At 73.1% G+C, this 25,968-nt stretch carries 20 protein-coding genes; 10 read left to right on the forward strand and 10 right to left on the reverse strand.

The annotated features are described in order from the left end of the window. Positions 1-156: 156 nt before the first annotated feature. Positions 157-1,428: a hypothetical protein gene (locus tag ACIQFZ_RS00315; RefSeq protein WP_383058725.1), complete on the forward strand. Its 1,272-nt coding sequence runs from the start codon at positions 157-159 to the stop codon at positions 1,426-1,428. Between the two features lie 259 nt (positions 1,429-1,687). Then, positions 1,688-2,185, forward strand: coding sequence for a DoxX family protein (locus ACIQFZ_RS00320; RefSeq protein ID WP_376652811.1), 498 nt, complete (start codon positions 1,688-1,690; stop codon positions 2,183-2,185). Positions 2,186-2,210: 25 nt separating this feature from the next. Here the strand turns inward: ACIQFZ_RS00320 and ACIQFZ_RS00325 are convergent, their stop codons facing one another. Both ACIQFZ_RS00325 and ACIQFZ_RS00330 read right to left on the reverse strand, forming a co-directional pair. Beyond that, entirely contained in the window at positions 2,211-2,450 is a 240-nt protein-coding gene (locus ACIQFZ_RS00325; RefSeq protein ID WP_361418730.1) for a hypothetical protein, read from the reverse strand. Beyond that, positions 2,437-4,023, reverse strand: a complete 1,587-nt coding sequence (locus ACIQFZ_RS00330; RefSeq protein ID WP_402690274.1) for a PspC domain-containing protein — start codon at positions 4,021-4,023, stop codon at positions 2,437-2,439. Before ACIQFZ_RS00330 ends, ACIQFZ_RS00325 begins: the two co-directional genes overlap by 14 nt. Before the next feature lie 223 nt (positions 4,024-4,246). On the opposite strand from ACIQFZ_RS00330, the gene ACIQFZ_RS00335 reads away from it, so the two are divergent. Continuing rightward, a complete protein-coding gene (locus ACIQFZ_RS00335; RefSeq protein ID WP_402690275.1) occupies positions 4,247-5,536 on the forward strand; it encodes a PspC domain-containing protein in 1,290 nt (429 codons plus the stop codon). Beyond that, positions 5,536-6,255 (forward strand): response regulator transcription factor, encoded by a 720-nt coding sequence (locus tag ACIQFZ_RS00340; protein ID WP_361418739.1) that lies wholly within the window; start codon positions 5,536-5,538, stop codon positions 6,253-6,255. Before ACIQFZ_RS00335 ends, ACIQFZ_RS00340 begins: the two co-directional genes overlap by 1 nt. A gap of 99 nt (positions 6,256-6,354) precedes the next feature. On the opposite strand, the gene ACIQFZ_RS00345 is transcribed toward ACIQFZ_RS00340, so the two are convergent. Continuing rightward, entirely contained in the window at positions 6,355-7,416 is a 1,062-nt protein-coding gene (locus tag ACIQFZ_RS00345; protein ID WP_402690446.1) for an NlpC/P60 family protein, read from the reverse strand. 479 nt (positions 7,417-7,895) lie between these two features. Here ACIQFZ_RS00345 and ACIQFZ_RS00350 point away from each other — a divergent pair, with 479 nt between their 5' ends. Further along, positions 7,896-8,249 carry a hypothetical protein gene (locus ACIQFZ_RS00350; RefSeq protein WP_225077931.1) on the forward strand — a complete coding sequence of 118 codons (354 nt, stop codon included), beginning with the start codon at positions 7,896-7,898 and terminating at the stop codon, positions 8,247-8,249. A 3-nt stretch (positions 8,250-8,252) separates the two neighbouring features. Here the strand turns inward: ACIQFZ_RS00350 and ACIQFZ_RS00355 are convergent, their stop codons facing one another. Then, positions 8,253-9,218, reverse strand: a complete 966-nt coding sequence (locus ACIQFZ_RS00355; RefSeq protein ID WP_402690276.1) for a tellurite resistance/C4-dicarboxylate transporter family protein — start codon at positions 9,216-9,218, stop codon at positions 8,253-8,255. Between the two features lie 117 nt (positions 9,219-9,335). Continuing rightward, entirely contained in the window at positions 9,336-10,502 is a 1,167-nt protein-coding gene (locus tag ACIQFZ_RS00360; RefSeq protein WP_402690277.1) for an NlpC/P60 family protein, read from the reverse strand. A 261-nt stretch (positions 10,503-10,763) separates the two neighbouring features. Between ACIQFZ_RS00360 and pcrA the strand changes: the two genes are divergently transcribed. Next, the gene (gene pcrA, locus ACIQFZ_RS00365) at positions 10,764-13,244 is read left to right on the forward strand and encodes a DNA helicase PcrA (RefSeq protein WP_376652808.1); all 2,481 of its coding nucleotides are present in this window, start codon (positions 10,764-10,766) and stop codon (positions 13,242-13,244) included. 10 nt (positions 13,245-13,254) lie between these two features. On the opposite strand, the gene ACIQFZ_RS00370 is transcribed toward pcrA, so the two are convergent. Next, positions 13,255-14,820, reverse strand: coding sequence for a M23 family metallopeptidase (locus ACIQFZ_RS00370; protein ID WP_383058722.1), 1,566 nt, complete (start codon positions 14,818-14,820; stop codon positions 13,255-13,257). A 77-nt stretch (positions 14,821-14,897) separates the two neighbouring features. Continuing rightward, a complete protein-coding gene (locus ACIQFZ_RS00375; protein ID WP_376405405.1) occupies positions 14,898-15,764 on the reverse strand; it encodes an esterase/lipase family protein in 867 nt (288 codons plus the stop codon). Positions 15,765-16,255: 491 nt separating this feature from the next. On the opposite strand from ACIQFZ_RS00375, the gene ACIQFZ_RS00380 reads away from it, so the two are divergent. After that, a complete protein-coding gene (locus ACIQFZ_RS00380) occupies positions 16,256-16,672 on the forward strand; it encodes a cobalamin B12-binding domain-containing protein (protein ID WP_141359236.1) in 417 nt (138 codons plus the stop codon). Between the two features lie 104 nt (positions 16,673-16,776). Here the strand turns inward: ACIQFZ_RS00380 and ACIQFZ_RS00385 are convergent, their stop codons facing one another. Both ACIQFZ_RS00385 and ACIQFZ_RS00390 read right to left on the reverse strand, forming a co-directional pair. After that, complete coding sequence (locus tag ACIQFZ_RS00385; protein WP_402690278.1) at positions 16,777-18,405, reverse strand: DUF5691 domain-containing protein; 1,629 nt, start codon at positions 18,403-18,405, stop codon at positions 16,777-16,779. Positions 18,406-18,659: 254 nt separating this feature from the next. After that, positions 18,660-20,015: an SWIM zinc finger domain-containing protein gene (locus ACIQFZ_RS00390; protein ID WP_402690279.1), complete on the reverse strand. Its 1,356-nt coding sequence runs from the start codon at positions 20,013-20,015 to the stop codon at positions 18,660-18,662. A 133-nt stretch (positions 20,016-20,148) separates the two neighbouring features. Between ACIQFZ_RS00390 and ACIQFZ_RS00395 the strand changes: the two genes are divergently transcribed. The 3 genes from ACIQFZ_RS00395 to ACIQFZ_RS00405 all read left to right on the forward strand — a co-directional run bounded on the left by ACIQFZ_RS00395 (position 20,149) and on the right by ACIQFZ_RS00405 (position 25,032). Further along, entirely contained in the window at positions 20,149-21,300 is a 1,152-nt protein-coding gene (locus ACIQFZ_RS00395; RefSeq protein ID WP_402690280.1) for an AAA family ATPase, read from the forward strand. A gap of 121 nt (positions 21,301-21,421) precedes the next feature. Further along, complete coding sequence (locus ACIQFZ_RS00400; protein WP_402690281.1) at positions 21,422-23,851, forward strand: DUF5682 family protein; 2,430 nt, start codon at positions 21,422-21,424, stop codon at positions 23,849-23,851. Continuing rightward, on the forward strand, positions 23,848-25,032 hold the full coding sequence (locus ACIQFZ_RS00405; protein ID WP_383058715.1) for a VWA domain-containing protein: 1,185 nt from the start codon (positions 23,848-23,850) through the stop codon (positions 25,030-25,032). Before ACIQFZ_RS00400 ends, ACIQFZ_RS00405 begins: the two co-directional genes overlap by 4 nt. A 138-nt stretch (positions 25,033-25,170) precedes the next feature. Here the strand turns inward: ACIQFZ_RS00405 and ACIQFZ_RS00410 are convergent. Next, the coding region (locus ACIQFZ_RS00410) for a hypothetical protein (protein ID WP_402690282.1) at positions 25,171-25,968 on the reverse strand (798 nt) is incomplete at its 5' end.

Consider the following 25,968-nt stretch of genomic DNA (forward strand, 5'->3'; position numbering starts at 1 on the left):
TTCCCGCCACCTGGTCAACACAGCGTTCCCGGCTTCACCCGCGCTGACCGGACCTGGCGAACGCGGGCGGGGCGGTATAGGGCACAATTCGCCTTCTGCGTAGGGGTGTTGTTGCCGCGGCCGGGCCGCGGGATCCGGGGAAGGCGGGCGTCGGGCGTGGCGGTGCAGGAGGCGAGAGGCGGCGTGGGCGCCCATGGGGGCGGCTGCACCTGCGGGGACTGCCCGCACGGGGCACGTGCGGGACACCGGCAGGCCGTTGCCGCGTTCCTTCTCAAGCGGGACGAGTTCGCCGCGGGCCGGGGACTGCCGGTGGCCGTGGCGCACTCGGCGTCGGCCTCCCGGCAGTGGGTCTCGGAGGAACTGACGCAGTCCGCGGAACTCGTCGCCGAGCGGGGGCGGGCCGAGGGTGAGGCCTGGCTGGCACGGCTGTGGCGCTGGACGGCGTACACGGTGTGGTCGGCGGTCGTACTGCTGCTTCTGGTGCAGGCGTTGACGGCGGTCGGCGTGGGCTGGAGTTCCGCGCGGACGGCGGGACTGCTGGCGGCCGTCCTGGTGGCCGGGGCGCTGACGGCCGCGTCCTGGCTCCACCGGGGGCGCGGCGGGGCGCTCGCTCCGGTCATCGGCGAGGACAACCGGCTGTCCACCTCCCGCGCGGTGGCCGCGGGGTGGGTGCTGTTCGTGGCGTACGCGGTGCTGGTGCTGGCGGGCCGGCTCGCCGCGGCCTCGAACCAGACCGAGCGCGACGCGCTGATCTCCGGGCTGGACCTGGCGCGCGGCGCCGGTGTGGTCACGGTGCTCGCCGTGGTGTGCGGGATCGCGGTCCTCGTACGGCGGGTGGTCGGACTGCGGGTGCTGGGGCAGCGCATCCAGAAGGTGCGCGCGGACCGGCCGCGGGCGGCCGACCTCCTGACCGACGACTCGGGACGGGGCGCCTTCACGGACATCCAGTACGTGGTGATCAGCGCCGTCGCGCTGGCGTTCGCGGCGGTGCGGCTGGCCCGGCGCCCCGACCAACTGCCCGACCTGCCGTGGGGGCTGGCGGTGGTGGTGCTGGTGTCGGCGGCGACCTACCTGGCGGGCAAGTACGCCGACGGCGGTCGTCCTGTCGTCCTGTCGGTGGTCCGGGCCCGGGAGGCCGGGGATCTGGACGCGCCGATCCGGACGGGCGACGACATCGAGATCCGGGGCGCCGGGTTCGTCCCGCCGGGTGCGCAGGGGGCCGACCGGCTGGCCCGTATGAGGGTCCGCATCGGCGCGGTCAACGTGCACGTGCCCCTCGTCCCGGTCACGGGCGGCTTCAGCAATCCCACGGACACGGCACTGACCGTGCCCGTCCCGGCGGACGTGGAGCCGGGCCGGGTCGAGGTGCAGGTGGTGACGGCGGCGGGCGTGGAGACGAACCGGTACACCATCGACGTGACGGAGTAACAGAATTCCGGAGTGCCGGAGTGCCGGAGTGCCGGCGGATGACACCTCCGGCGGATCGGGTGCGGATGGATTTGTGGAGGGCCGTCAGCACCCCGACGCCTTGGGACGCATGAGCCGAAGTCACGCGGAAACCGGAAATACATACCCCTGGGGTTGAGCGGGTCCCGCCCCGCGTACGTATGGTCGATTGAGGGGCACATACGACAGCGGTGAGAGGCGGCTCGCAGCGATGACCCAGGTTCGTACGGACACCCGACCCATGCATGCCGATCTGAGCCCAAGCCGGCGGGACACAGCGGGCCGATATGCCCTCCTGCCCCTCCGCATCTTCCTGGGCGTCACCTTTATTTACGCCGGTCTCGACAAGCTCACCTCCAGCGGCTTCATGCAGGACACCGGCCCTGGGTCGATCGGCGAGACGATGCGCGCGGTCCGCGACTCCTCCGCCATCCCGGCCCTGGTCGACCTGGCCCTGAAGAACCCGGTCGGCTTCGGCTACGGCATCGCCTTCGCCGAACTGGCCGTCGGCCTCGGCACCCTCATCGGTCTGCTGAGCCGCCTGGCCGCGCTCGGCGGCGCGCTGATCTCCCTCAGCCTGTGGCTCACGGTCAGCTGGGCCACCACCCCCTACTACTACGGCAACGACCTCGTCTATCTGATGGCCTGGCTGCCCCTCGTCCTCGCCGGCGCCCCGATGCTCTCCGCCGACGTCGCGCTGCGGGTACGGCGGCGGCGACGGTCGGGGGAGTACCGATAGCTCGGCACGGGGGAGTACCGGCAGCTCAGCCCGTTCCTCCGGTACCCGTCCCGCCGAGGGCCGCGCGGGCGTCCCGGCGCCTGCGCACGGCCCTGTTCACCACCGCCGCCGCGCCTCCCAGGCACAGGCCGCCGACGACCATCGGGGCCAGCAGGAACCACGGGGCCTGCCAGGCACCGGCCGCGTCGCCCGCGTAGACCACTCCCGCGCCGGTGAGGAAGACACCGGACACCAGCTTCCCCGGCTGGAACTCATGGCGCAGCACGGTTCACCTCCGCCTGTCCCATGCCGACCTGGAGCTTGATGTCCAGGGTCCCGGCGTCCTTGCCGCCCGCGGTCGCGGGCAGCGTGATCTTCTGGTGCCGGCCGGGCGCCACGTCCACGTCCTGTGAGGTGTCGCCCGGCAGCCGGATGTCGCCGATCCCCACCTCGATGTTCGCCCGCACGGTCACGCCCGCCGGCACGATCACCCGCAGCCGGCCCACGCCCACCTGAGCCTTCGTCGTCACCGTCGCTCCCTTGCCGGGGCGTATCCGGGTCAGGTCCAAGGTGCCCTCCCCGGTGCCGAGGTGGTACTCGGGCCGGACGCCCGCCGTCGCGGCGGGCTGCCAGGTCTGGTGCCCCCACTGTGTGGTGACGTCCTTCGGAAGCGCCGCGGAAGTGCCGAGGAGGGCCGCGGTGACCAGCGCCAGCAGTATCGAACCGAAGCCCGTCCGGCCCAGGAACGCGCTCACCACCATGCCCAGGCCGAAGACCGCGAGCGCGCAGGCAAGACCGGCTTGGAGGCTGGTGCCCAGGGCGTCGCCGTCCCAGGTCAGGCGGGTGCCGAGGGTGCCGGCGAGCAGGGCCAGCAGGAAGACCCAGCCGCCGATCCCGCGCGGGCCGCGGGGGCGGGGGCGGGGCGGCTCGGTGCGCACCGGACGGGTGTACTGGCCGGCATGCGCGCCGAGGCCGATGTTGACGGCCGTGGCGACGTCCCGGCCGCGCGAGTCGCGGGGACCCCACAGATAGCCCGTGCCGCCGACATGGGTGCCGTCCTTGACGATCGGGTCGCGCCACCAGGAGGGGTAGATCGCGGGCACCGGCGGTGCCTTGGCCTCCGGCGGGGCGTCGGCTGCGGCCTGGGCGGCCAGCGGGTCGGGGCCGGGGGCGCCCCGATGCTGCGACCAGTACCCGGCGCCGGCGAGGAGCAGGGACAGGACGACGCCGAAGGACAGCACGCTGCCGTTGCCCAGCATGGACAGGAAGACCCCGCAGCCGACCAGCGCGAACAGCACGGCCGCGAGCGCCGGTCCGTCCACCCGGCCGGTGAGGAGCTTACGTACCTCGTTCTCCTCCTCGTCGTCGTACGGCACGAAGAGCCAGGCGAAGCCGTAGAAGATGAGGCCTATGCCGCCGGTCGCGGCCAGCACGGCCAGCGTGATCCGGAAGATCACCGGATCCATGTCGCACTGCCGCCCCAGACCGGCGCAGACGCCGCCGATCATTCGGTGCGTCCGGTCCCGCCGGAACTTCGCCACCCCGCCGGTGCCGCCCGCTCCGGTCTCGGCCTCGGCGCGCGCCCCGGCAGCGGTGCCGGCTCCCGCCGTCCCGGTCTCCGGCCCGGTGGCCGGGTCCCGGTGTTCGGCCGCCCCCGTCGTGCCCGTCACGCTCTCCCCTCCCATCCCGTCGGCCGAGCCCGGCCGTTCGTCCGCGCGCGGCGCACCCGGCTGCCCGGGTGCCCGCGGCTGTTCACCCGCACCCGCGCCGGGCACGGCGTCCCGCGGCCCGGTGCCCGGGGACGGGCCCGGGCCGGAGCCGGGTTCCGGACCCCTCGCGGCGTGCTGGTGATTCGCCATGCGTCCATGGTGACGGGCGTGCGGTCGTGGCGGGAGCCGGGACGACCCTGGGCGAACCCTGATTCGCCCCTGAGCCGTGGCCGGGGATACGTCCGACAGGCCGTCGGGCCGCGACCCGGGCCCTTTTCGAAGAGCCTTTCCGAAGAGCGGATCCGAAGATCAGGGGAGTCTAGGGGGTGGACCCTGATGTCCCCGCACCGCCGGGCGTGTGACCATCAGTGGCATGCCGGAAGCCGCAGCAGTGCCCGTCGACGCCCCGCGGCCGCCGCGCAAGCTCTACCGCAGCAGCGACGGACGCTGGCTCGGCGGAGTGGCGCGGGGTCTCGCCGGGCACCTCGGGCTGCCCGTGGTCTGGGTGCGGCTCGTCTTCGTCGGCCTGTTCATGGCCGACGGGCTCGGCGCGTTGGTGTACGCGGCCTTCTGGTTCTTCGTGCCCCTCGGCGTCGGCGGCGTCGGCGACCAGAAGCCGCCGTCCCTCGTCACCACCGAGACCTCGCCGGACGGCCGCCGCAGAATCGTCGCCCGCAAGCCGGACAAGGGCCAGATCGTCGCCCTGCTCCTCATGGTCGTCGTGGCGATGGTCTTCGTCGGCAGCGTCAATCCGGGCACCGGCGCGAAGGCCTACCTCCTGCCGGCCGTCCTCGTCGCCGCGGGCGTCGCCCTGGTCTGGCGCCAGGCGGACAACGCACGCCGGGCCCGCTGGGTCGAGGTCGGCCGCCGCCGCCGTACGCTCACCCTGGCCCGCGCCGGCGCGGGCGTCCTGCTGGTCACGGCCGGCGTCTCGGCCATCTTCGTGATGCAGGGGTCCGCCGCCCATCTCGGCTCGGTCCTCCAGGCGGCCCTCGCCGTCCTGGTCGGCATAACCCTGCTCGCCGGCCCCTACCTCGTGCGCATGACCCAGGACCTCTCCGAGGAGCGTCTGATGCGCATCCGCGCCCAGGAGCGGGCCGAGGTCGCCGCCCACGTCCACGACTCGGTGCTGCACACCCTGACCCTGATCCAGCGCAACGCGGAGAACGCGGGCGAGGTGCGCCGCCTCGCCCGGGCCCAGGAGCGCGACCTGCGCGCCTGGCTCTACAAGCCGGAGGGCAACGGCAAGGACGAGGCCGACGAGCCGGCCACCCTCGCCGAGGCGGTCAAGCGCAACGCCGCCGAGGTCGAGGACAAGCACGGCGTCCCCATAGAGGTGGTCGTGGTCGGCGACTGCCCGCTCGACGACCGGATCGGCGCCCAGATGCAAGCCGCGCGGGAAGCCATGGTGAACGCCGCCAAGTACGGTGGCGAAGGCGGCGCCGTCCAGGTCTACGCCGAGGTCGAGGGCAGGACGGTCTTCGTGTCCGTCCGGGACCGCGGACCCGGCTTCGACCTCGACGCGATACCCGCCGACCGGATGGGCGTCAGAGAATCGATCATCGGCCGTATGGAGCGCAACGGGGGGACGGCCCGGCTGCGGGCCGTGCCGGACGGCGGCACGGAGGTCGAGCTGGAGATGGAGAGGGCGGAGAACACGTGATGAGCGACCCGACCGAGACGAACGGTACGGCGGGAGCGGAGACGACGGGGGCGGGCGGGCGGCATGTGCGCGTGGTCCTCGTCGACGACCACCGCATGTTCCGCACCGGGGTCCAGGCCGAGATCGGCCAGACCGAGCAGACGGGCGTGGAGGTCGTCGGCGAGGCCGCGGACGTCGACCAGGCGGTCACGGTCATCACCGCGACCCGGCCCGAGGTGGTCCTGCTCGACGTCCACCTGCCCGGCGGCGGCGGAGTGGAGGTGCTGCGGCGCTGCGCCGCCCTGACCACCGACGCCGAGCGGCCCGTGCGCTTCCTCGCGCTGTCCGTGTCGGACGCGGCGGAGGACGTGATCGGCGTGATCCGCGGCGGAGCGCGCGGCTATGTGACGAAGACGATCACGGGCACCGACCTCGTCGACTCGATCTTCCGGGTCCAGGAGGGCGACGCCGTCTTCTCCCCGCGCCTGGCCGGCTTCGTCCTCGACGCCTTCGCCTCCACCGACGCCCCGCCGGTCGACGAGGACCTCGACCGCCTCACCCAGCGCGAGCGCGAGGTGCTGCGCCTCATCGCCCGCGGCTACGCGTACAAGGAGATCGCCAAGCAGCTCTTCATCTCAGTCAAGACGGTGGAGTCCCACGTCTCCGCGGTGCTGAGGAAGCTCCAGCTCTCCAACCGCCACGAGCTGACCCGCTGGGCGACGGCACGCCGGCTGGTGTGACCTACCGGTAGGCACGCCTCCGCGATCGCGTCGTCCAGCAACGGCACGTCACCGCGGGGGCGGCGCCGACCGCCGGTGCGCATCCCGGTCCGGACTCCCTCACGCCACTCGTGTCGCCCCCGCGAAGGGCATCTGGTCGACCGGGGCCAGGCGGACCGGGGCCGAGGGGTTCGGGGCGTGGATCATCTGGCCGTTGCCGACGTAGAGGCCGACGTGGCTGATGCCGGAGTAGAAGAACACCAGGTCGCCGGGGCGCAGTGCGGAGCGTGGGACACGTTGGCCCGCCCCGATCTGGGCGTAGGTGGTGCGGGGCAGCGAGACCCCGGCGGAGCGGTAGGCGGCCTGGATCAGGCCCGAGCAGTCGAAGGCGTGAGGCCCGGTCGCGCCCCACACATAGGGGCTGCCGAGCTTCCGGTAGGCGTAGGCGACGGCCGCCGCCGCCCGCGAACCGGGGGCGGTGACCGAGGCCGGGTCACCGAGTGGGTCCCAGGCCCCGGTGCCGTGGCGGGCCGCGTGCCCGGTGTCCCCGCCCGCGCCGATCGCCGTGCGCTGCTGCGGGGACAACCCGGCCAGCAGCCGCCGGGCCTCGTCCAGTTTGGTGGTGACCGTCTTCTTCTGCCGGCGCAGTTCCGCCTGCCGTGACCGGAACGAGGTCAGCTCCACGCGCGCGTCCCCGCGCAGCCGGTCGACCTCCCGGAGCTGCCGGCGCACATCGGCCACGGCAGCCGTCTGCCGGACGCCCGCGCGCTCGGCGAACTCGGCCCCGTCCAGGTACCGCCGGGGGTCGTCGGACAGCATCAGCCGCACCACCGGGTCGATCCCGCCGTCCCGGTACTGCGCCGCGGCGATCGAGCCCAGCGCGTCGCGGGCGGAGTTCAGTTTCAACTGCCTGCGGGCGGCCTCGTCGCCCAGTGCCTTCAGCCGCTGCTCGGCCGTGTCCGCCTTCTCCTTCGCACCGTCGTACTTCTCGGTGGCGGTCTCCGCCTCCCGGTAGAGCCTGTCCACCGTGGCCTTGATCTGCTCCGGCCCCGGCCGCGGAGCGGCGTGCACGGTGCCGTCGAAGCCGGTCGCCGTCGCGGCGCCCGCGAGGGCGATCGTGGCGGCCGTACGGACGGTGCTCCCGCCGAGCGAGCGCTGTCGGAGCTTGCGGTGCGCTGCCACGTGGAGCGTCACGTCCCTTCTGCCGGCCGCGGAGGCGGGGTCCGGGTCCGGCGGCGGCCCGCACAGGGGAAGCAGCCCGCCGCCGGACTTCTCGGCGGTGGTGTCCGGCTGCCGCCCCTGGCCCGGGCGGCGGTGAAGCCGGTCACCTGAGGGAGGAGCTAAGCCGCTCGGTGAGCGCCGGGTGAGGTCATGTACGGAAGTGGCGGCAGGGGATCGCCGGGTGACCGTATGTGACCGCGATCTCGTTCCGGCGACATCGCCTTCACGCGCTGCGATGACCGATGCGTGGATTTCCGGGGCGTTCGGGCTGGGCGAGGTGCTATGTGTCGCATATATGCGGCGACCGGCAGGCGTCCGCTTGTGTCCACCCGGGTCCTCTGTCCGCCCTCGTCCCACGTCGGCGTGCGCGCGTCGGCGGGCGGCCGCCTGGGACGGGCCGGTGCCGGGAGAGGAAAGGCCGCTGGTTAGGCTCCGGACTCATGGACGTACTCATCCATCTCTTCGTCGGTCTGCACATCGTCGGTATCGCCGCGCTGCTCGGCGGCTTCCTCACCCAGATGAAGGCGATGGGCCGCGGCACGGCCCGGTTCGTGCCGGCGATGCTGCACGGCGCGCTGACGATGCTGGTCACCGGTGTGGTCCTGGTCGGCCTCAACCAGGCTCAGGGCCACCACGTCGACAACATCAAGATCGGCGTGAAGCTGGCGCTGCTGATCGTGATCCTCGGCCTGGTCTACGTCAAGCGGGACGACGAGAAGGTGGACAAGGGCCTGTTCGGCCTGGTGGGCCTGCTCACCACGGCGAACATCTTCATCGCCGTGCTGTGGACGTGACGGTCAGCGCAGCGCCCTGAGCTCCGCGCGCGCGTCCAGGACCGCGCCCGTGGCGACGGCCAGCCAGGCCGCCACCGCGACCCACAGCAGCACCTCCCCCAGCCCCCGCGACGGGACGTCCGCGGCGGCGGCGACGGACACGCTCGCCGCCGCCGTTATACCCATCGGGAACACGGTCGACCAGCGGCGCACGTCGTAGCGCAGCCGGGGCCGTGCCAGCTCGGCGACGACCAGGACGGCGTACCAGCACAGGTCGAGCACGAGGAGCGCCAGGGTCACCGTCCGCAGCACACCGCTGTCGTCGGCGTCCCACAGGTACATGCCTGAGCCGCCGGCCGCGATCAGCTGTGCGCCGGCGAGAGCCGAGATCGCCAGGGCCCCGCCCGCGATCCACTGGTCCCCGTGCCCCTCGAGCAGCTGCCGCAGGTCGAAGCAGTACAGCGCGCACACGTACAGCACGAGTCCGAGCCAGAACAGCACCAGCGCGGCGTACGCCGGCCAGGCCACGGCCTGTGCCTTGGCCAGAGTGGCCGCGAGCACGGCGAGGCCCTCGGTCGCCACGCAGCTCAGGAACACCGCCCCGGGCATGGGCCGGCGGTAGTTGCGGACCACCAGCACCAGCAGCCCCGGCCACAGCACGAAGGCCAGCGCGAGCAGCGCCTCCGCGAGGGTCTGCCACCCCAGCGCCGAGAAACGGGTCCCGAGCACGGTCGTCGCCGCGACGGCGGTGAGGGCGCCCGGCGTTCCCGCCTCCCTGATCCACCGCGTTCGGTCGCCCAGCAGCCGTAGGGCGAAGTCTGCCGCCAGCGTCAGCCAGGCGAAGCAGGCCACCGCGAGGATCACACGGGACAGGAGTTCGTAGCCCGTCAGATGCAGGGCGACCGACACGATGCCGGTGGCCATCACGGCGGCCCCGGCCGCCGGGGGGCGCTGGGCCAACCAGGCGCGGAAGGGTGAGGTGCCGGGCATGGCCCGATGCTAAGGAGCTTCGCGCGCCCATGCGTGGGGCACGCGCGCGGGTGCGTGCAAAAACCGGCCCGCCGAAAACCGGCCCGCCGAAAACCGGCCGGACGGGACGCGCCGCCCTCAGGCCGGCCGCACCACGCGGTGCACCGCCGATTCGCCGTCGTGGTGGACGGACTCCTCGCGGACGCGGCCGCCGGGCCTCGGCGCGTGGATCATCATGCCGTCACCGGCGTAGAGACCGACATGGTCCGCGTCGTCGAAGAAGGCGAAGAAGACGAGGTCGCCCGGCCGGGCCTCGGAGAGCGGGACTGCCGTACCGGCCTGGGCCTGGTCGCGGGCGGCGCGGGGCAGCGTGACGCCGGCGGCCTTCCAGGCGGCCTGGGTGAGGCCGGAACAGTCGTACGATCCCGGACCCGCCGCACCCCACACGTACGGCTTGCCGATCTGCTCGCGGGCGAAGGCGAGGGCCTGGTCGGCCCTGGTCGCCTGCGCGGGGCCGGACGCCCGCCCGGGGAACACACCGGACGAGGCACCGGGGGCCGCGCCGTCGCCCTGACGAGGGGAGGGGGCGGCGTTCTCCGCGTTCGCAGCGTTCTCTGCGTACTCCGTGTTCGCTGCGTTCTCCGCCGCCTGCGCTTGCGGCGCGGGCTCAGGCGCGCGCACGGCCTCACGTGCTTGGGGCGTCGACAGCAGCAGTACGCGCGCGTGGGCCAGCTTCCGCTGGACGGCCGCCTTGGCCGCCGCGATCTCGTGCTGCGGCCCGGGGAGGTCAGGGGCCGGGGCCGGGGAGGTGCTTGGGGCTGTGGCCGTGACCGTGGCCTCGGGCGCCGGCGGCCGCGAGGTGGGGCCGTCGATCAGGCTTTCGCGGCGTGCGTTCAGTCGGCTGATCAACTGGGCCTGGTCGAAGTAGCCCTGCGGGGTCTCGGCGAGCTGCAGGGCGGCGGTCTCGGGGGCGGGGTCACCGTTGCGGTACGGGGCCGCCGCGAAGGAACCGAGCATCTCCCGCGCCTTGCCGAGCATGTCGGCGCGCTTGGCGACGTCGTCGAGGAGTGCGGCGACCAGCCCGCGCTGCCTCGCCCCCCTCTTCTGGGCGGCGTCGTTCCGCGCGGTCGACGACCCCGCCCGGCCGTACAGGTAGTCGAGCTTCCTCTCGACCTCTTCCGGACTCGGCCCGTCGCCGTCCGCCCCGTGTGTGACTGGTCCGTGCGTGCCTGGTCCGTGCGTGCCTGGTCCGTGCGTGCCTGATCCGGGTGTTGCGGCGGCCCGCGTGCCGCTGTGCGACGCCAAGGGAGGCGACTCCTTCCATCGTCCGCCTGCCGGTTGGCCGTCGGGATCGGGTGGATTGCATGGGGAGGCCGCGTCGTCGGCGAATCCCCCGGTGACGATCATGCGGTCAGATCGCACGCTAACCAACTTGTGTGGCTCGTGTGAAGGTTGGTGCGAGGTATGTCCGATACGTTTTCGTGACCTCGGTCTCGGCCTCGACGAACCGGTCATTTCCCGGGGCGGCCACGGGTTGTCGGTGGGGCGCCCTAGACTCGTAGAGCGATGAGCAGCCTCTTTGACGACAGCTTCCTGGCGGATCTCCAGGCCCCCCGCGGGCACGAGGAAGAGCCCCCGCCGCCGCCCGAGGACGATCACGCTCCGGAGCCGGTTCCGGACGATCTGTTCGGCGGGAAGTTCGACGTGCCCCCGGACCGGGACGCCTACTACCGCGACGGCGCCCAGCGGCCGGTCGTGGACCCGGCCGCGCTCCTGGAGGGGCTGAACGACAATCAGCGCGCCGCCGTCGCGCACTCCGGCTCCCCGCTGCTCATCGTGGCCGGCGCCGGCTCCGGCAAGACCCGTGTGCTCACGCACCGGATCGCGTACCTGCTGGCCGAGCGGGACGCCCACCCCGGCCAGATCCTGGCGATCACCTTCACCAACAAGGCCGCCGGCGAGATGAAGGAGCGCGTCGAGCAGCTCGTCGGACCGCGCGCCAACGCGATGTGGGTGATGACCTTCCACAGCGCGTGCGTGCGCATCCTGCGCCGGGAGAGCAAGAAGCTCGGCTTCACGTCCTCCTTCTCGATCTACGACGCCGCCGACTCCAAGCGCCTGATGGCCCTGGTCTGCCGCGACCTGGACCTCGATCCCAAGCGCTACCCGCCCAAGTCGTTCAGCGCCAAGATCAGCAACCTCAAGAACGAGCTGATCGACGAGGAGGACTTCGCCGCCCAGGCCACCGACGGCTTCGAGAAGACCCTCGCCCAGGCCTACGCCCTCTACCAGTCGCGGCTGCGCGAGGCCAACGCCCTCGACTTCGACGACCTGATCATGACGACGGTCAACCTGCTGCGTGCCTTCCCCGACGTCGCCGAGCACTACCGCCGCCGCTTCCGGCACGTCCTGGTCGACGAGTACCAGGACACCAACCACGCGCAGTACGCCCTGGTACGGGAACTGGTCGGCACCGCCGAGCACCCCGTGGACGTACCGTCCGCCGAGGACGAGCTGCGACCGGCCGAGCTGTGCGTGGTCGGTGACGCCGACCAGTCGATCTACGCCTTCCGCGGCGCGACCATCCGCAACATCCTCCAGTTCGAGGAGGACTACCCGGACGCGACGACGATCCTGCTGGAGCAGAACTACCGCTCCACGCAGACGATCCTGTCCGCCGCCAACGCGGTCATCGAGCGCAACGAGTCCCGCCGTCCCAAGAACCTGTGGACCAACGCAGGCGCGGGCGCCCGCATCACGGGCTACGTCGCCGACACCGAACACGACGAGGCGCAGTTCGTCGCCGACGAGATAGACCGCCTCACGGACGCCGGCGAGGCCAAGGCCGGCGACGTCGCCGTCTTCTACCGCACCAACGCCCAGTCCCGTGTCTTCGAAGAGGTCTTCATCCGCGTCGGCCTGCCCTACAAGGTCGTCGGCGGCGTCCGCTTCTACGAGCGCAAGGAGGTCCGGGACGTCCTGGCCTACCTGCGCGTCCTGGCCAACCCCGAGGACTCCGTCCCGCTGCGCCGCATCCTCAACGTGCCCAAGCGGGGCATCGGCGAGCGCGCCGAGGCGATGATCGACGCCCTCGCCCAGCGGGAGAGGGTCAGCTTCCCGCAGGCGCTGCGCCGCGTCGACGAGGCGTACGGCATGGCCGCGCGCTCCACGAACGCGGTCAAGCGGTTCAACACGCTGATGGAGGACCTCCGCACGATCGTCGAGTCGGGCGCCGGACCAGCCACGATTTTGGAGGCCGTCCTGGAACGCACGGGCTACCTGGCCGAGTTGCAGGCCTCCACCGACCCGCAGGACGAGACCCGTATCGAGAACCTCCAGGAACTCGCCGCGGTCGCCCTGGAGTTCGAGCAGGAGCGCGGGGAGGGGGAGCCGGTCGCGCTCTCCGACTTCCTGGAGCAGGTCGCCCTGGTCGCCGACTCGGACCAGATCCCGGACGAGGAGGACGGCGACGGCGTCATCACGCTGATGACCCTGCACACCGCCAAGGGCCTGGAGTTCCCGGTGGTCTTCCTGACGGGCATGGAGGACGGCGTCTTCCCGCACATGCGCGCCCTCGGCCAGACCAAGGAGCTGGAGGAGGAGCGGCGCCTGGCCTACGTCGGCATCACACGCGCGCGGGAGCGGCTGTACCTGACCCGTTCGGCGATGCGCAGCGCTTGGGGCCAGCCGTCGTACAACCCGCCCTCCCGGTTCCTGGAGGAGATCCCGCCGACACACGTGGACTGGAAGCGGACGGGCGGTTCGGCCTTCGCGCCCTCCGGTCCGGCCTCCTCGGTGGCGGCCTCGCTGTCCTCGTCCCGGTCCCGCTCGTCGGCGTCCGGCGCCTCGGGCTTCGCCACCCGCCGCACCACGGAGAAGCCGGTGGCGGCGCTCGCCGTCGGAGACCGGGTCACGCACGACCAGTTCGGCCTGGGCACGGTGGTCGCCGTCGCGGGCACGGGCGACAAGGCCCAGGCAACGATCGACTTCGGCGACGGCAAGGCGAAGCGGCTGCTGCTGCGGTACGCGCCGGTGGAGAAGCTGTAGCGGGAGGGGGTTACGTCGGGTCGAGGCCGTGGCTGCGCAGCCACGACAGCGGGTCGATGGGCGCCCCGCCCGCGGGCCTGACCTCGAAGTGCAGGTGCGGGCCGGTGGAGTTGCCGGAGTTCCCGGAGTAGGCGATCGGCTCTCCGGCCTTCACCGTCGCACCGGAGGGGACCCGGTAGCTGGAGAGGTGGCAGTACCACGTCTCCGTGCCGTCCATCGCGGTCACGATCATCATGTTGCCGTAGGCGCTGTTCCACTGCGTGCGGACCGTGCCGTCGGTCGCGGCCAGCACCGTCGTCCCGTACGAGACGGGGAAGTCGATGCCGGTGTGCACCGACATCCAGTTCACGCCGGCCTGTCCGAAGTAGGCGCTGAGACCCCTCTCGAAGACCGGGACGGCGAACTTGGGGCGCAGCCGCTCTTTGCGGGCCGCCTCCTCCGCCGCCTTCTTCTTCTCGGCCTCCTGCTGCGCCTTGAGGTCGATGCGCTCCTGGTACCGGCTGGCCCGGTCGGCGAAGTCGTTCGCCCCCGCGGACAGGCCCTGCAGTTGGGTGTCCAGCTTGTTGTTGGCGGTGGACGCCTTGACGGGGTGCGCGTCGGGCGTGACCGCCGCGCTGTCCTTGCCGTCCTCGGTCAGACCGCCCACGGAGGCGGCGGCGATCCCGGCGACCCCCATCACGCAGACCGAGGGCACCGCCACCGTGAGCAGTGCGGAGCGCCTGGCCGGGGGGCGGCGCCGGGAGCGGCCCGCTGCGCGGGAGGCCGCTCGCGAGGCGGGGGCCGGAGCGGAAGTGACTTCTTCCTCGTCGTCGAGCAGCAGCGGGGCCGGGTCCGGCTCAACCGCGGCGGCCGGTTCCTCTTCCGCCGAGTCGCCCTGCGGCTCGTGCGGTTCGGGCCCCTCGAAGTTCTCCCCGACCGTGGTGCCGCCGTCGCTGTTCCACTGCGTGGCGTCGTACGCGCCGGTGTCGAAGGCCTGCGTGCCCCAGTCCCACTGCTGGGTGGCGTCGGCGGCGGCCGTCTGGTCCGGCTGGAGCCAGGTGTGCGCGTCCCACTGGCCGCTGGTGTCGACCGGCGTGGACTGTGGTGGAACGGAGGCCAGTTGCTGCTGGTAGCCGGTCGCCCAGGCGGTGGTGTCGTACGCGCCGGTGTCGTAGGCGGTGTGGTGCTGGGCCGCGTACGGGTCGTAGTTCTGGCTCTGGTGGCCGTTCGTGGACCAGGCGGTGGTGTCGTACGAACCCGTGGTGTGCGTCTCGCCGGTCGTGAGACCGTCGTAGAGAGGGTCGGCGGTGTAGTTCGCCGTGGCGTACGTGCCGGTGTGGTAACCGGTGGCGTTGTAGTCGCTGTACGTGGTGAAGTCGCCGTATGCGGCTTCCTGTCCGTCGTACGACGCGTAGGGCGTCGAGGCGGTATCGGAGGCCGGAGCCGGGGCGGCCATGGTCCCCGACGGGTGACGGTCGTTCACCAACTTCTCTTTCGCCTCGACAACAGGGGCTGGCAGAGCAGTGCGGTGACTGTACCCGGCGGTACGAGGGCGCGACAATCTTCCGCAGGTTTCCCCGAGGCGGGAAACGGGCATTCAGCCGTGTTTCGCCGGGGTGTGGAGACGGCTTTAACTTTGTGTTCGAGTTGCGTTCGATCCCGAGGGGTTGGCCGTCAGGCGACGGTCACTCCGCCGGCGCGGTCGGCGGTCGGGTCTCCGGGGCGCGCGGTGTCGAGGACCTGCCGTATCCCGGTCGCCACGGCGGGGTGGAGCGGCAGGGCGAGATGTCCGATTCCGCTGACCTGGATGTTCTCCACCTTCAGGTCGGGGTGCTCGATGCAGGCCGACTCCAGCGGGTCCATCAGGTGGTCGAGGTCGCTCCAGAAGCTGACGAAGTGCGTACGGCAGCCCGGCGCGGGGCGCGACAGCTCCTCGATCAGCTCGGAACCGGGGCGCATCTGCCGCACGATCGGGTGGGCGTTGGCCAGCGGCGCGACCCGGGTGCCGGAGTGCGGGGTGCCGAGGGTGACGAGGGTGCGGACCCGCAGGTCGCCGCCGAGCCGCTGCACGTAGTAGCGGGCGATCAGTCCGCCGAGGCTGTGCCCGACGACGTCGATCTGCCTGCTGCCGGTGCGCTCGCAGATCTCCTCTATGTGCCGGCCGAGCAGTTCGGCCGCGGTGCGGATGTCGCAGGTCAGCGGTGAGTAGTTCAGGGACTCCACGCGCTGCCTGCCGTGCTGGGCGAGGCTGCGGCGCAGCAGGACGAACACGGAGCGGTTGTCGATGAACCCGTGCAGCAGCACGACTGGTGGCTTGGCCTCGGTCGGCAGCTGGGCGGTGCCCTCGGGCGCCGGGATCGCGCGGGAGGCGCCGCGGCGCTCCTGGACGATGCCCGAGGGGTAGAGCAGGAGATGTCCCGCGAGGATCGCGAGTTCCAGAGCGGTCGCCTTCAGCAGGGCCAGTGAGAGCCCGGCGAGTCTGCACGGCAGCAGGCACCGGCAGAGCGGGAGGATGGGGTCCGCGACCCTGGTGACCTTCATGGCCGACCTCCTGTCGGCACGCGGGAGGACGGCCCTGTCCCCCCTGTGCCCTCGTGGGCAGTCGCGGCGGGGGCGGTCGGCCGGGCAGGCTTCGCGCTGCCGTGCCCCACCGGCCCCGGGTGCCCTTCGTGCCCTCGCGGATACGGCGCACCACCGCGGCGCGCGGTCTGCGGCGCGGTGGTGCGACGACCTCGTTGCGGTTCCCGTCGTGCTTGCTCCCGCAGTGGTCCGCGCGCCGCGGCAAAGGCATGCGACGCGAGGGCCGCGCGGACGGGGAAAGATGCGCGGCCTGCGGGTCCCCCCTGCCCGGAGAACTCGGGGGAGTGTCCCACCATGTGATTTCCCCCTCCCTCTGCACCGTGAAACTGCCGGTTGCGGGATGCTGGCGATAACGTTCGTTCACTTCCCCGGACGGTGTGGTGCGGGGCGTCCGTGCCACATGTGAGGTACTTGTCGGTACGGATGGATGTAGTCGCTTCATGGAGGCAGTGATGGGTGTGGCAGCCGGTCCGATCCGCGTGGTGGTGGCCAAGCCGGGGCTCGACGGCCACGATCGGGGTGCCAAGGTGATCGCGCGGGCCCTGCGCGACGCCGGTATGGAGGTCATCTACACCGGGCTCCACCAGACCCCGGAGCAGATCGTGGACACGGCGATCCAGGAGGACGCCGACGCGATCGGCCTGTCCATCCTCTCGGGCGCGCACAACACGCTGTTCGCCGCGGTGATCGAACTGCTCAGGGAGCGCGACGCGGAGGACATCGTCGTCTTCGGCGGCGGCATCATCCCGGAGGCGGACATCCCCCCGCTCAAGGAGAAGGGTGTCGCGGAGATCTTCACCCCGGGCGCGACCACCCAGTCGATCGTCGACTGGGTCAGGGCGAACGTCCGCCAGCCCGCCGAGGCGTAGGGGCGCCGGCGGCTCCCGCAGGACCTCCCGGCGCCGCCCGGGTGCGAGCGGTCCGTCCTGGGGGCGCGGCCCCCAGGGAGGTCCGCCTTCACCCGGGGCAGGACTCAGTCGGCGCGCGCCGCCTCCAGTTCCCCGGCCATGGCGGAGCGCAGCCGCAAGGTCGTGACCAGCCGCTGGAAGGCCTCCGCCCAGTACCCTCCGGCTCCCGGCGACGCGTTCTCCGCCTCGTCCGGAACCGCCAGCAGTCCGTCGAGCCGACTCGCCTCCGCGGGATCCAGGCACCGCTCGGCAAGCCCCATCACTCCACTGAAACTCCATGGGTAACTCCCTGCGTCCCGCGCGATGTTGAGCGCGTCGACCACCGCCCGCCCGAGCGGTGCCGCCCACGGCACCGCGCACACCCCGAGCAGCTGAAACGCCTCGGGCAGTCCGTGTGCCGCGATGAATCCGGCCACCCAGCCGGCCCGTTCGGCGGCATCCAGCGTGCCGAGCAGCTTGGCGCGCTCGGCCAGGGACACCGCGCCGGGGCCGCCGGCTTCGGGGGCCGCGGGCGGCCCGAGGAGCGCCCGCGCCCACTGTGCGTCCCGCTGTCGCACCGCCGCCCGGCACCAGGCGGCGTGCAGTTCGCCCTGCCATCCGTCCGCGACCGGCAGGGCCACGATCTCCCGCGGCGTGCGCCCGCCCAGCCGTCCGGGCCAGGTCCCGAGCGGCGCCGCCTCCACCAACTGGCCCAGCCACCAAGATCGCTCGCCCCGTCCTGCCGGAGCCTTGGGGGCGATCCCGTCGCGCTCCATGGCCGAGTCGCACTCGTGCGGCGCCTCGACGACGAGCGTGGGTGTCCCGCGCGTGTGGTCGACGGCCACGCAGGAGCGGGCCCGGGCCGCCATCCGCGCGGCCAGCGCAGATCCGGGCAGCGCCGAGAGCAACTCCGCGGCCGTGGACCGTACATTGCGGCTGCGGTCGGACAGGGCCTGTTCCAGAAAGGCCTCGTCGTCCGGGCCGAGACCCGTCCGCAGGGAGTCGAGGAACATCAGCCGGTCCTCGGCCCGCTCGGTGGCCCAGGAGTCGGCGAGCAGTTCGCGTGCGGCCGCGGGCGTGCGGGCACGTATCGACGCGAGCAGCGCGACCCGCTCCGCGAACAGGCCCTCCTCCCACAGCTTGCGGACGCGGTCGGCGTCCTTGGAGCCGCTCTGGGCGGCGCCGGCGCCCGGGGCCGCCCGCAGGGCGAACCGCCAGTCCGGGTTCAGCCCCGCCAGCCACAGCGCGCGCGGGCCGCCGAAGGCCAGTGCGGCCGGACGCAGGTCCGTACGGCCCCGCGCGGCGTCCAGCAGGGCGGGCAGCGTCTCCGGCGGCGGGGCGTACCCGTGGGCGTTCGCCGCCGCGAGCCACTGGGGAAGCAGCTCCATCAGGTCCGGTGCCGTGCCCCGGCGGCCGCCCGCCGCACCGGGCCGGTCGGCCAGCAGCACGGCGAGCCTGCGCGCCGCGGCCGCGGGCAGCGGCGGACGCGGATCCTCCGGTGCGGGCTCCGGACGCCGGGCCGCAGGCGCGGGGCGCAGTCCCGCACGCCGCCGTACGGTCTGCACGGCCGCCGCGTCGAGCAGCGCCACCGGCGCGGTCCGTCCCGGTGCGCCGCCCGGGGGCGTGCGCCGGTCCGTGCCGAGCAGGGCGGTGGTGACCAACTCCTCCCAGGCGCCCGTGGCGGGCGCCTCTGGCGGGGTGGAGGTCCTGATCATGAGCTTCCTTTCCGTAGCCGGCTGCCCGGGAGTGGTTGAAAGGTCACATGGACCGGGTTTCCCCTGGGGTGGAACAAATGCGTGGGGCAGAAGGGAAAACCTATTCAGATGGGATACTCTCTGACATTTTGCGCCTTTTGGGTGAGAGGTTCCCGCTGTGCCGACAGTGCCCCGCGTGTCGCGGTGACGTCACTCCTTTGCCGGACATCCCGAGCCCGCTGCCAGGGATGATGTCACGGATGGTCGATGATGCATCAACACAGCGTCACCATTTCTCCCTCGTCCCGCGGCCATGCGGTCAACGGGGTGAAGCCCCGGTGGCCGCACTCGCCGAAGACCGTGACCGGCGCGCCGCCCGACAGGGCGACCAGCCGCCACAGGCCCGGACGCGTACGGGCCACTCGAGTGACGGGCAGCGCGGAGTCGGAGGCGGCGTCGGCCAGCTGCCAGGACTCGCCGTCCGGCACCGGTACGACCTCCCGCAGTGTCACCGGAACCGACTCCAGCCACGGGTCGTCCTGCAGCGCCGCGCCGTAGCGGGCGGCCGCCTGCGCCGTCGTGACCCCGCGCGGGCGGATTCGGACGGGCGCCGGGGGCGCGAACCGCTCTCCCAGGGCCGCACGCAGCTGCCCCGCGCCCGGATAGGAGGACAGCTCCGCCTCCAGGGCCAGGCCCACCGGCAGCGCGAGCTCCGGGGCGCGGCCCGCCGCGCCGTAGGAGAGCAGCAGAGCCGTGCGGCCCGAGTCCGCGCCGTGCAGCCATATCCTGCGTGTGGTCAGCTTCGCGTCCGCGGTGTCGTACTGGGCGAGGACGAGCCAGCGATCCCGCACTGGAGGCCCGTCTGCGGAGACGGGCAGGCCCACCCGGGAACGGACCGTCGCCGACACCCCTTCCGGCAGCCGCTCGCGGCCCAGCCAGCCCTGGCCCAGCAGGTGCAGCAGCGCGCACTCCTCCAGCAGCCGCACCGGCCAGCCCGGCCCCGACGACGGCACGGCCCCCAGCTCCCGCACCCGTCCCGCCAGTCCGGGAGCCTGCGCGTCGACCATGCGGGCCGCCGTCTCCTCCCACAGCCCGTACCCCTCCTGCTCCGCCGGGGCCAGACCGCCGCGCAGCAGGTCGGCCAGGCGCTGCTCCAGCTCCGTCACCCCCGCGGTGATCCGCTCGGCCCGGCGCCCCGCCCTGCGCAGCGCCGCCTGCGGATCAGCGGCGCCGGAGGCCGGACCCGCGGCCCCCTCCGACCGCTTCCGCGCCGTCCGCTCCCTGCGGGCCGCCATCCACTGCTCGGCCCAGTCGGGCGCCTGTCCCGACGGCACCGCGCCGTCGTCGCTCGCGCACAGCAACAGCAGGCCGAGCGCGTGCTTGCACGGGAACTTGCGGCTCGGACAACTGCACTTGTACGCCGGCCCGGCACCGTCCGCGACGTCGACGACCGTCTGATAGGGCCTGCTGCCGCTGCCCTTGCACCGTCCCCACACCACCCCCTCGTCGGAACACCCCGCCTCGGACCACGGCCCGGCCGCGCCGAGTTTGCTTCCCGCTTTGCGCGACGCGGTGTCAGGCGCCAGTGCCAGCACCTGGTCCGCGCTCCAGCGCACCCCCTGCTGAGTCATGTCATCGAAGGTAGGACCTGCCACTGACAATCGACCGGGCAAGCGCGTTTGTACAGGTCAGAATGCATTGTCAGTGCCGTGGTTCATGGTTGGTGACAGATCCGAACCGGCCGAGCTGGAGGGGGCCTCAGCCATGTCTGTGTCCGTCGAACCGACACCCGTCGAACCGCGCCAGAACCACTCCGCGCCCGCGAACACGCCGGAGGCGCAGACGCTGCGCCCGCACGCCGAGCACGCCTTCGCGGCCGAGCTGGCGGCGCTCGCCGCGCACGACGACCGTCTGCGTCCGGCCCGCTGGAAGCTGTCGCCGTGGGCCGTCGCGACCTACCTCCTCGGCGGCACGCTGCCGGACGGCACGGTGATCACACCGAAGTACGTGGGCCCCCGCCGCATCGTCGAGGTCGCGGTCACCACCCTCGCCACCGACCGCGCCCTGCTCCTGCTCGGCGTGCCGGGCACGGCGAAGACCTGGGTGTCCGAACACCTGGCCGCCGCGGTCAGCGGCGACTCGACGCTCCTGGTGCAGGGCACGGCCGGCACCCCGGAGGAGGCGATCCGCTACGGCTGGAACTACGCGCGCCTGCTGGCGCACGGCCCGAGCCGCGACGCCCTCGTGCCCAGCCCGGTCATGCGGGCCATGGCGCAGGGCATGACCGCCCGGGTCGAGGAGCTGACCCGCATCCCGGCCGACGTGCAGGACACGCTGATCACGATCCTGTCCGAGAAGACCCTGCCGATACCGGAACTGGGCGAGGAGGTGCAGGCGGTCCGCGGCTTCAACCTGATCGCCACCGCCAACGACCGCGACCGCGGGGTCAACGACCTGTCCAGCGCCCTGCGCCGCCGGTTCAACACCGTGGTGCTGCCGCTGCCGGAGAGCCCCGAGGCCGAGGTCGACATCGTGGCGCGCCGCGTCGACCAGATCGGCCGCTCCCTCGACCTGCCGGGCGTCCCGGACGGGGCCGACGAGATCCGCCGTGTCGTGACCGTCTTCCGCGAGCTGCGCGACGGAGTCACCGCGGACGGCCGTACGAAGCTGAAGTCGCCCAGCGGCACCCTGTCCACCGCCGAGGCCATCTCGGTGGTCACCGGCGGCCTCGCGCTGGCGGCCCACTTCGGCGACGGCGTGCTGCGGGCAGGTGACGTGGCCGCCGGCATCCTCGGCGCCGTCGTCCGCGACCCGGCGGCCGACCGCGTCGTCTGGCAGGAGTACCTGGAGACCGTCGTCCGCGAGCGCGACGGCTGGAAGGACTTCTACCGGGCCTGCCGGGAGGTGAGCGCGTGAGCGGCACCGGACGGCCGACCGACGGCGGACGCCTGCCGGCCGGCACGGCGCGGGCCCGCGCCGACGACGAGCCCAGCTGGACCGCGGGACGAGGACGAGGGAGGACGAGGAGGGGGACGACGTGAGGAGAGCTGAGGAGTCCGGGAGCCGGCGGCCCGGCGCGGGGCCGCTGCTGCTCGGGGTCCGGCACCACGGGCCCGGATCCGCCCGCGCGGTGCGAGCCGCGCTGGAGGCGGCGCGACCGCGGGCGGTGCTGATCGAGGGCCCGCCGGAGGCGGACGCTCTGATCCCGCTCGCCGCCGACCGGGACATGCGGCCGCCCGTCGCGCTCCTCGCCCACGCCGTGGACGAGCCCGGCCGCTCGGCGTTCTGGCCGTTGGCCGGCTTCTCGCCCGAGTGGGTCGCCGTCCGCTGGGCTCTGGAGCACGACGTCCCGGCCCGCTTCATCGACCTGCCGGCCACGCACACGCTCGCGTGGGGCCTCGCGTGGGGCAGGGAAGACGCCGGCACGCCCGCGGACGGCGGCGCCGACGCGGAGGGCTCCGCGGTGGAGGGGATCGCGGAGCCCCCGGCGGAGGCGTGTCCGCCCGAGACAGCCGTGCGCGTCGACCCGCTCGCCGCGCTCGCCGAGGCCGCCGGGTACGACGACCCCGAGCGCTGGTGGGAGGACGTGGTCGAGCACCGGGGCGCCGGCGAGGGCGACGCGTTCGCCCCGTTCCTGGTGCTGGAGGAGGCCATGGGCGCGCTGCGAGAGGCGTACGGCAGCGGGGAGGACCACCGGGATCTCGTGCGCGAGGCCCACATGCGCCTCCAAGTGCGTGCCGCACAGCGCGAGTTCGGGGACGGCGTCGCCGTGGTGTGCGGGGCCTGGCACGTGCCCGCGCTGCGGCGGAAGGTGACCGTCGCCGCCGACCGGGCCCTGCTGAAGGGACTGCCCAAGGTCAAGGCGGACATGACCTGGGTGCCGTGGACCCATCGCCGGCTGTCCCGGGCCTCCGGCTACGGCGCGGGTATCGACTCGCCCGGCTGGTACGCCCATCTGTTCGACGCGCCGGACCGGCCCGTCGAGCGGTGGCTGACCAAGGTGGCGGGACTGCTGCGGGAGGAGGACCGCATCGTCTCCTCCGCGCACGTCATCGAGGCGGTGCGGCTGGCGGGGACGCTCGCCGCGATGCGCGGCCGCCCGCTGGCTGGGCTGAGCGAGACGACGGACGCGGTGCGCGCGGTGATGTGCGACGGCTCCGACGTGCCGCTGGCACTGGTGCACGACCGGCTGGTGGTCGGGGACGTGCTGGGCGCGGTGCCGGAGGCGGCGCCCGCGGTGCCGTTGCAGCGCGACCTGGCCCGGCTGCAGCGGCGGTTGCGGCTCAAACCGGAGGCGCTGGAGCGGGAGCTGGAGCTCGACCTGCGCAAGGAGACCGATGCCGGGCGCAGCAGGCTGCTGCACAGGCTGCGGCTGCTGGGCGTGGGCTGGGGCGAGCCCATGGCCTCGCGGGGCAGCACCGGTACGTTCCGGGAGACCTGGCGGCTGTGCTGGGAGCCCGAGCTGTCGGTGCGCGTCGCCGAGGCCGGGGTGTGGGGGACGACCGTGCTCGCCGCCGCGACCGCCAGGGCGGAGGCGGACGCCGTGGCCGCGCGGGCCCTCGCCGAGGTCACCGCGCTCGCGGAGCACTGCCTGCTTGCCGAACTGCCCGACGCGCTGCCCGTGGTCATGCGCGTGCTCGCCGACCGGGCGGCGCTCGACGCGGATGTCGGGCACCTCGCCCAGGCGCTGCCGGCCCTGGTCCGTTCCCTGCGCTACGGGGACGTGCGCGGCACGGACACCGGGGCGCTGGCCGGGGTGGCGGCCGGCCTGGCCGAGCGGATCTTCGTCGGCCTGCCCCCGGCCTGCGTCGCACTGGACGCGGACGCGGCCGAGGAGATGCGGCGGCATGTGGACGCGGTGCACGGCGCGATCGCCCTGCTCGGCGACACCCCCCAGGCCGCGCACGGCGATCTGCGCGCCCGCTGGCACACCGTGCTCCGGACCCTCTCCGGACGGGACACGGTCCCCGGGGTGCTGCGGGGACGCGCGGTGCGGCTGCTGCTGGACGACGGGGAGGTCGAGCAGGAGCAGGCGGCGCGGCTCATGGGCCTCGCGCTGTCGCCGGGCACGCCGCCGGCCGACGCGGCCGCGTGGATCGAGGGCTTCGTCGGCGGTGGGGGCGGGATGCTGCTCGTGCACGACGAGCGGCTGCTCGGGCTGGTCGACGCCTGGCTGACCGGAGTGCCGGCGCAGGCGTTCACGGACGTACTGCCGCTGCTGCGGCGCACGTTCTCGGTGTACGAGCCGGGGGTGCGCAGAACGCTCGGCGAGCTGGTCGGGCGCGGTCCGGGGCAAGGCGGCGGCGGGGCCGGGGGCTCGACGGGCGGTGTGCCCGGGTTCGCCGAGGAACTCGACCAGGAGCGCGCGGACGCCGTACTGCCCGTGCTGCGGCTGCTGTTGGGGCTGGACGGCCCCGGTCCCGGCGCGGAGAAGCCGGGCAACGAGCTTGCGGGGGTGGCGGGATGACCATGGGAGAGGGATACGACGTGACGGACGCGGTCCAGGAGCGGCTGCGGCGCTGGCGGCTCGTGCTCGGCGGCGGCCCGGCCGACGGCACCGGATGCGCGCTGTCGGGACGGGACACGGCGATGGACGCGGCGCTCGCCGCGCTCTACGGAAAGGGGGACAAGCCGTCGACGGGACGGACGGGACGCGACCGTTCGGCGGGGCTGGGAGGCTCGGCCCCCTCGGTGGCGCGGTGGCTCGGGGACATACGGACGTACTTCCCCTCCTCCGTCGTGCAGGTCATGCAGCGGGACGCCATCGACCGGCTCGGGCTGGCCACGCTGCTGCTGGAGCCGGAGATGCTGGAGGCGGTGGAGGCGGACGTCCACCTCGTCGGCACCCTGCTCTCGCTCAACAAGGCGATGCCGGAGACGACGAAGGAGACGGCCCGGGCCGTGGTGCGCAAGGTCGTCGAGGACCTGGAGAAGCGACTGGCCACCCGCACCCGGGCCACGCTCACCGGCGCCCTCGACCGCAGCGCGCGCGTCAGCCGGCCGCGCCACCACGACATCGACTGGAACCGCACCATCGCGGCCAACCTCAAGAACTACCTGCCGGAGTACCGGACGGTCGTGCCCGAGCGGCTGATCGGCTACGGCCGGGCCTCGCAGTCCGTGAAGAAGGAGGTCGTCCTCTGCGTCGACCAGTCGGGGTCGATGGCGGCGTCCGTTGTGTACGCCTCCGTGTTCGGGGCGGTGCTGGCGTCCATGCGGTCCGTCAGCACGCGGCTGGTCGTCTTCGACACGGCGGTCGTCGACCTCACCGACCAGCTCGACGACCCGGTGGACGTGCTCTTCGGCACCCAGCTCGGCGGCGGCACGGACATCAACCGGGCGCTGGCGTACTGCCAGTCGCGGATCACCCGGCCCGCGGAGACGGTGGTCGTGCTGATCAGCGATCTGTACGAGGGAGGCATACGCGACGAGATGCTGAAGCGGGTCGCCGCGATGAAGGCGTCCGGAGTGCAGTTCGTGACGCTGCTCGCGCTCTCCGACGAGGGCGCGCCCGCCTACGACCGCGAGCACGCGGCGGCTCTCGCGGCGCTCGGGGCACCGGCGTTCGCCTGCACGCCCGACCTGTTCCCGGAGGTGATGGCGGCGGCGATCGAGAAGCGGCCGCTTCCGATGCCCGACGCCGTGTGACCTTGCCTGCCCAGCGGTGGGAGAGGGCTTGCGCAGCCTTGGGAACCCCGTGCGAGGATCGATGCTCCGACACCCTTGTCGCCGTACGCGAGGAACCGCCCTCTCTTGACCTGGCCAGCAGCCCTGCCCGGTGCCGCTCTACGCGCGACGCGTACGGCGGCCGGGCGGCGTGTGCTGCAACTGGGGCTGCTGGCGGGGGCGTTGTTCGCCTTTGGGTTCTTGTGCGGGCAGCAGGCGCGGGCGGCGGAGGGCGGACCGACGGCACCCTTGTCCGAGACGGTGACCGCATCGGTTCCGGAGCCCGCGACCTCGTCCTCGCCATCGTCCTCGTCCGGCGGCCTCGCGGCCGTGACCGTCCGGGTCGCGAAGCCTGTCGTCGGTCCGATCACCGAGCCCGTCGAGAAGCCGGGCGTTCGGATGGCTGCCGAGCCGGTCGTCGAACGCGTTGTGCGGCCAGTTGCCGAGTTCGTGGTCGAGCCGGTCGCCCAACCGGTCGCCGCACCCGTCGTGCGGCTGGTCGACGAGCCGGTTGTCGAGCGTGTTGTGCGGCCGGTTGCCGAGTTCGTGGTCGAGTCGGCCGCCCAACCGGTCGCCGCGCCCGTCGTGCGGCTGGTCGACGAGCCGGTCGACGAGCCGGTTGTCGAGCCCGTCGTGAAGCTGGGTGTTCGGTCGGTCGTAGAGCCCGTCGCCGAGCCGGTCGTGCGGCCGGTTGCCGAGTCCGTTGCCCAGCCGGTTGTTGAGCGCGTCATGAGGCCGGTCGGCGAGTCCGTCGTAAAGCCGGCTGTCGAGCCCGCCGCCGAGCGCGTTGTGAGGCCGGTCGTCCAGCCGGTTGTCGAGCGTGTCGTGAAGCCGGTTGCCGAGCCGGTTGTCCGGCCCGTCGCCGAGCGCGTTGTGCGGCCGGTTGCCCAGCCAGTCGTCGAGTCCGTAGTCCGGCCC

Source organism: Streptomyces sp. NPDC093064 (genome assembly GCF_044754605.1).
In the GTDB taxonomy this organism is placed as follows: Bacteria; Actinomycetota; Actinomycetes; order Streptomycetales; family Streptomycetaceae; genus Streptomyces.

Bases quoted from the DNA above. Each gene is read 5' to 3' on its own strand.
- ACIQFZ_RS00320 (WP_376652811.1), top strand. From the start codon at position 1,688: ATGCATGCCGATCTGAGCCCAAGCCGGCGGGACACAGCGGGCCGATAT.
- ACIQFZ_RS00330 (WP_402690274.1), bottom strand. From the start codon at position 4,023: ATGGCGAATCACCAGCACGCCGCGAGGGGTCCGGAACCCGGCTCCGGC.
- ACIQFZ_RS00335 (WP_402690275.1), top strand. From the start codon at position 4,247: ATGCCGGAAGCCGCAGCAGTGCCCGTCGACGCCCCGCGGCCGCCGCGC.
- ACIQFZ_RS00340 (WP_361418739.1), top strand. From the start codon at position 5,536: ATGAGCGACCCGACCGAGACGAACGGTACGGCGGGAGCGGAGACGACG.
- ACIQFZ_RS00350 (WP_225077931.1), top strand. From the start codon at position 7,896: ATGGACGTACTCATCCATCTCTTCGTCGGTCTGCACATCGTCGGTATC.
- ACIQFZ_RS00355 (WP_402690276.1), bottom strand. From the start codon at position 9,218: ATGCCCGGCACCTCACCCTTCCGCGCCTGGTTGGCCCAGCGCCCCCCG.
- pcrA (WP_376652808.1), top strand. From the start codon at position 10,764: ATGAGCAGCCTCTTTGACGACAGCTTCCTGGCGGATCTCCAGGCCCCC.
- ACIQFZ_RS00370 (WP_383058722.1), bottom strand. From the start codon at position 14,820: ATGCCCGTTTCCCGCCTCGGGGAAACCTGCGGAAGATTGTCGCGCCCT.
- ACIQFZ_RS00375 (WP_376405405.1), bottom strand. From the start codon at position 15,764: ATGAAGGTCACCAGGGTCGCGGACCCCATCCTCCCGCTCTGCCGGTGC.
- ACIQFZ_RS00380 (WP_141359236.1), top strand. From the start codon at position 16,256: ATGGGTGTGGCAGCCGGTCCGATCCGCGTGGTGGTGGCCAAGCCGGGG.
- ACIQFZ_RS00385 (WP_402690278.1), bottom strand. From the start codon at position 18,405: ATGATCAGGACCTCCACCCCGCCAGAGGCGCCCGCCACGGGCGCCTGG.
- ACIQFZ_RS00390 (WP_402690279.1), bottom strand. From the start codon at position 20,015: ATGACTCAGCAGGGGGTGCGCTGGAGCGCGGACCAGGTGCTGGCACTG.
- ACIQFZ_RS00395 (WP_402690280.1), top strand. From the start codon at position 20,149: ATGTCTGTGTCCGTCGAACCGACACCCGTCGAACCGCGCCAGAACCAC.
- ACIQFZ_RS00405 (WP_383058715.1), top strand. From the start codon at position 23,848: ATGACCATGGGAGAGGGATACGACGTGACGGACGCGGTCCAGGAGCGG.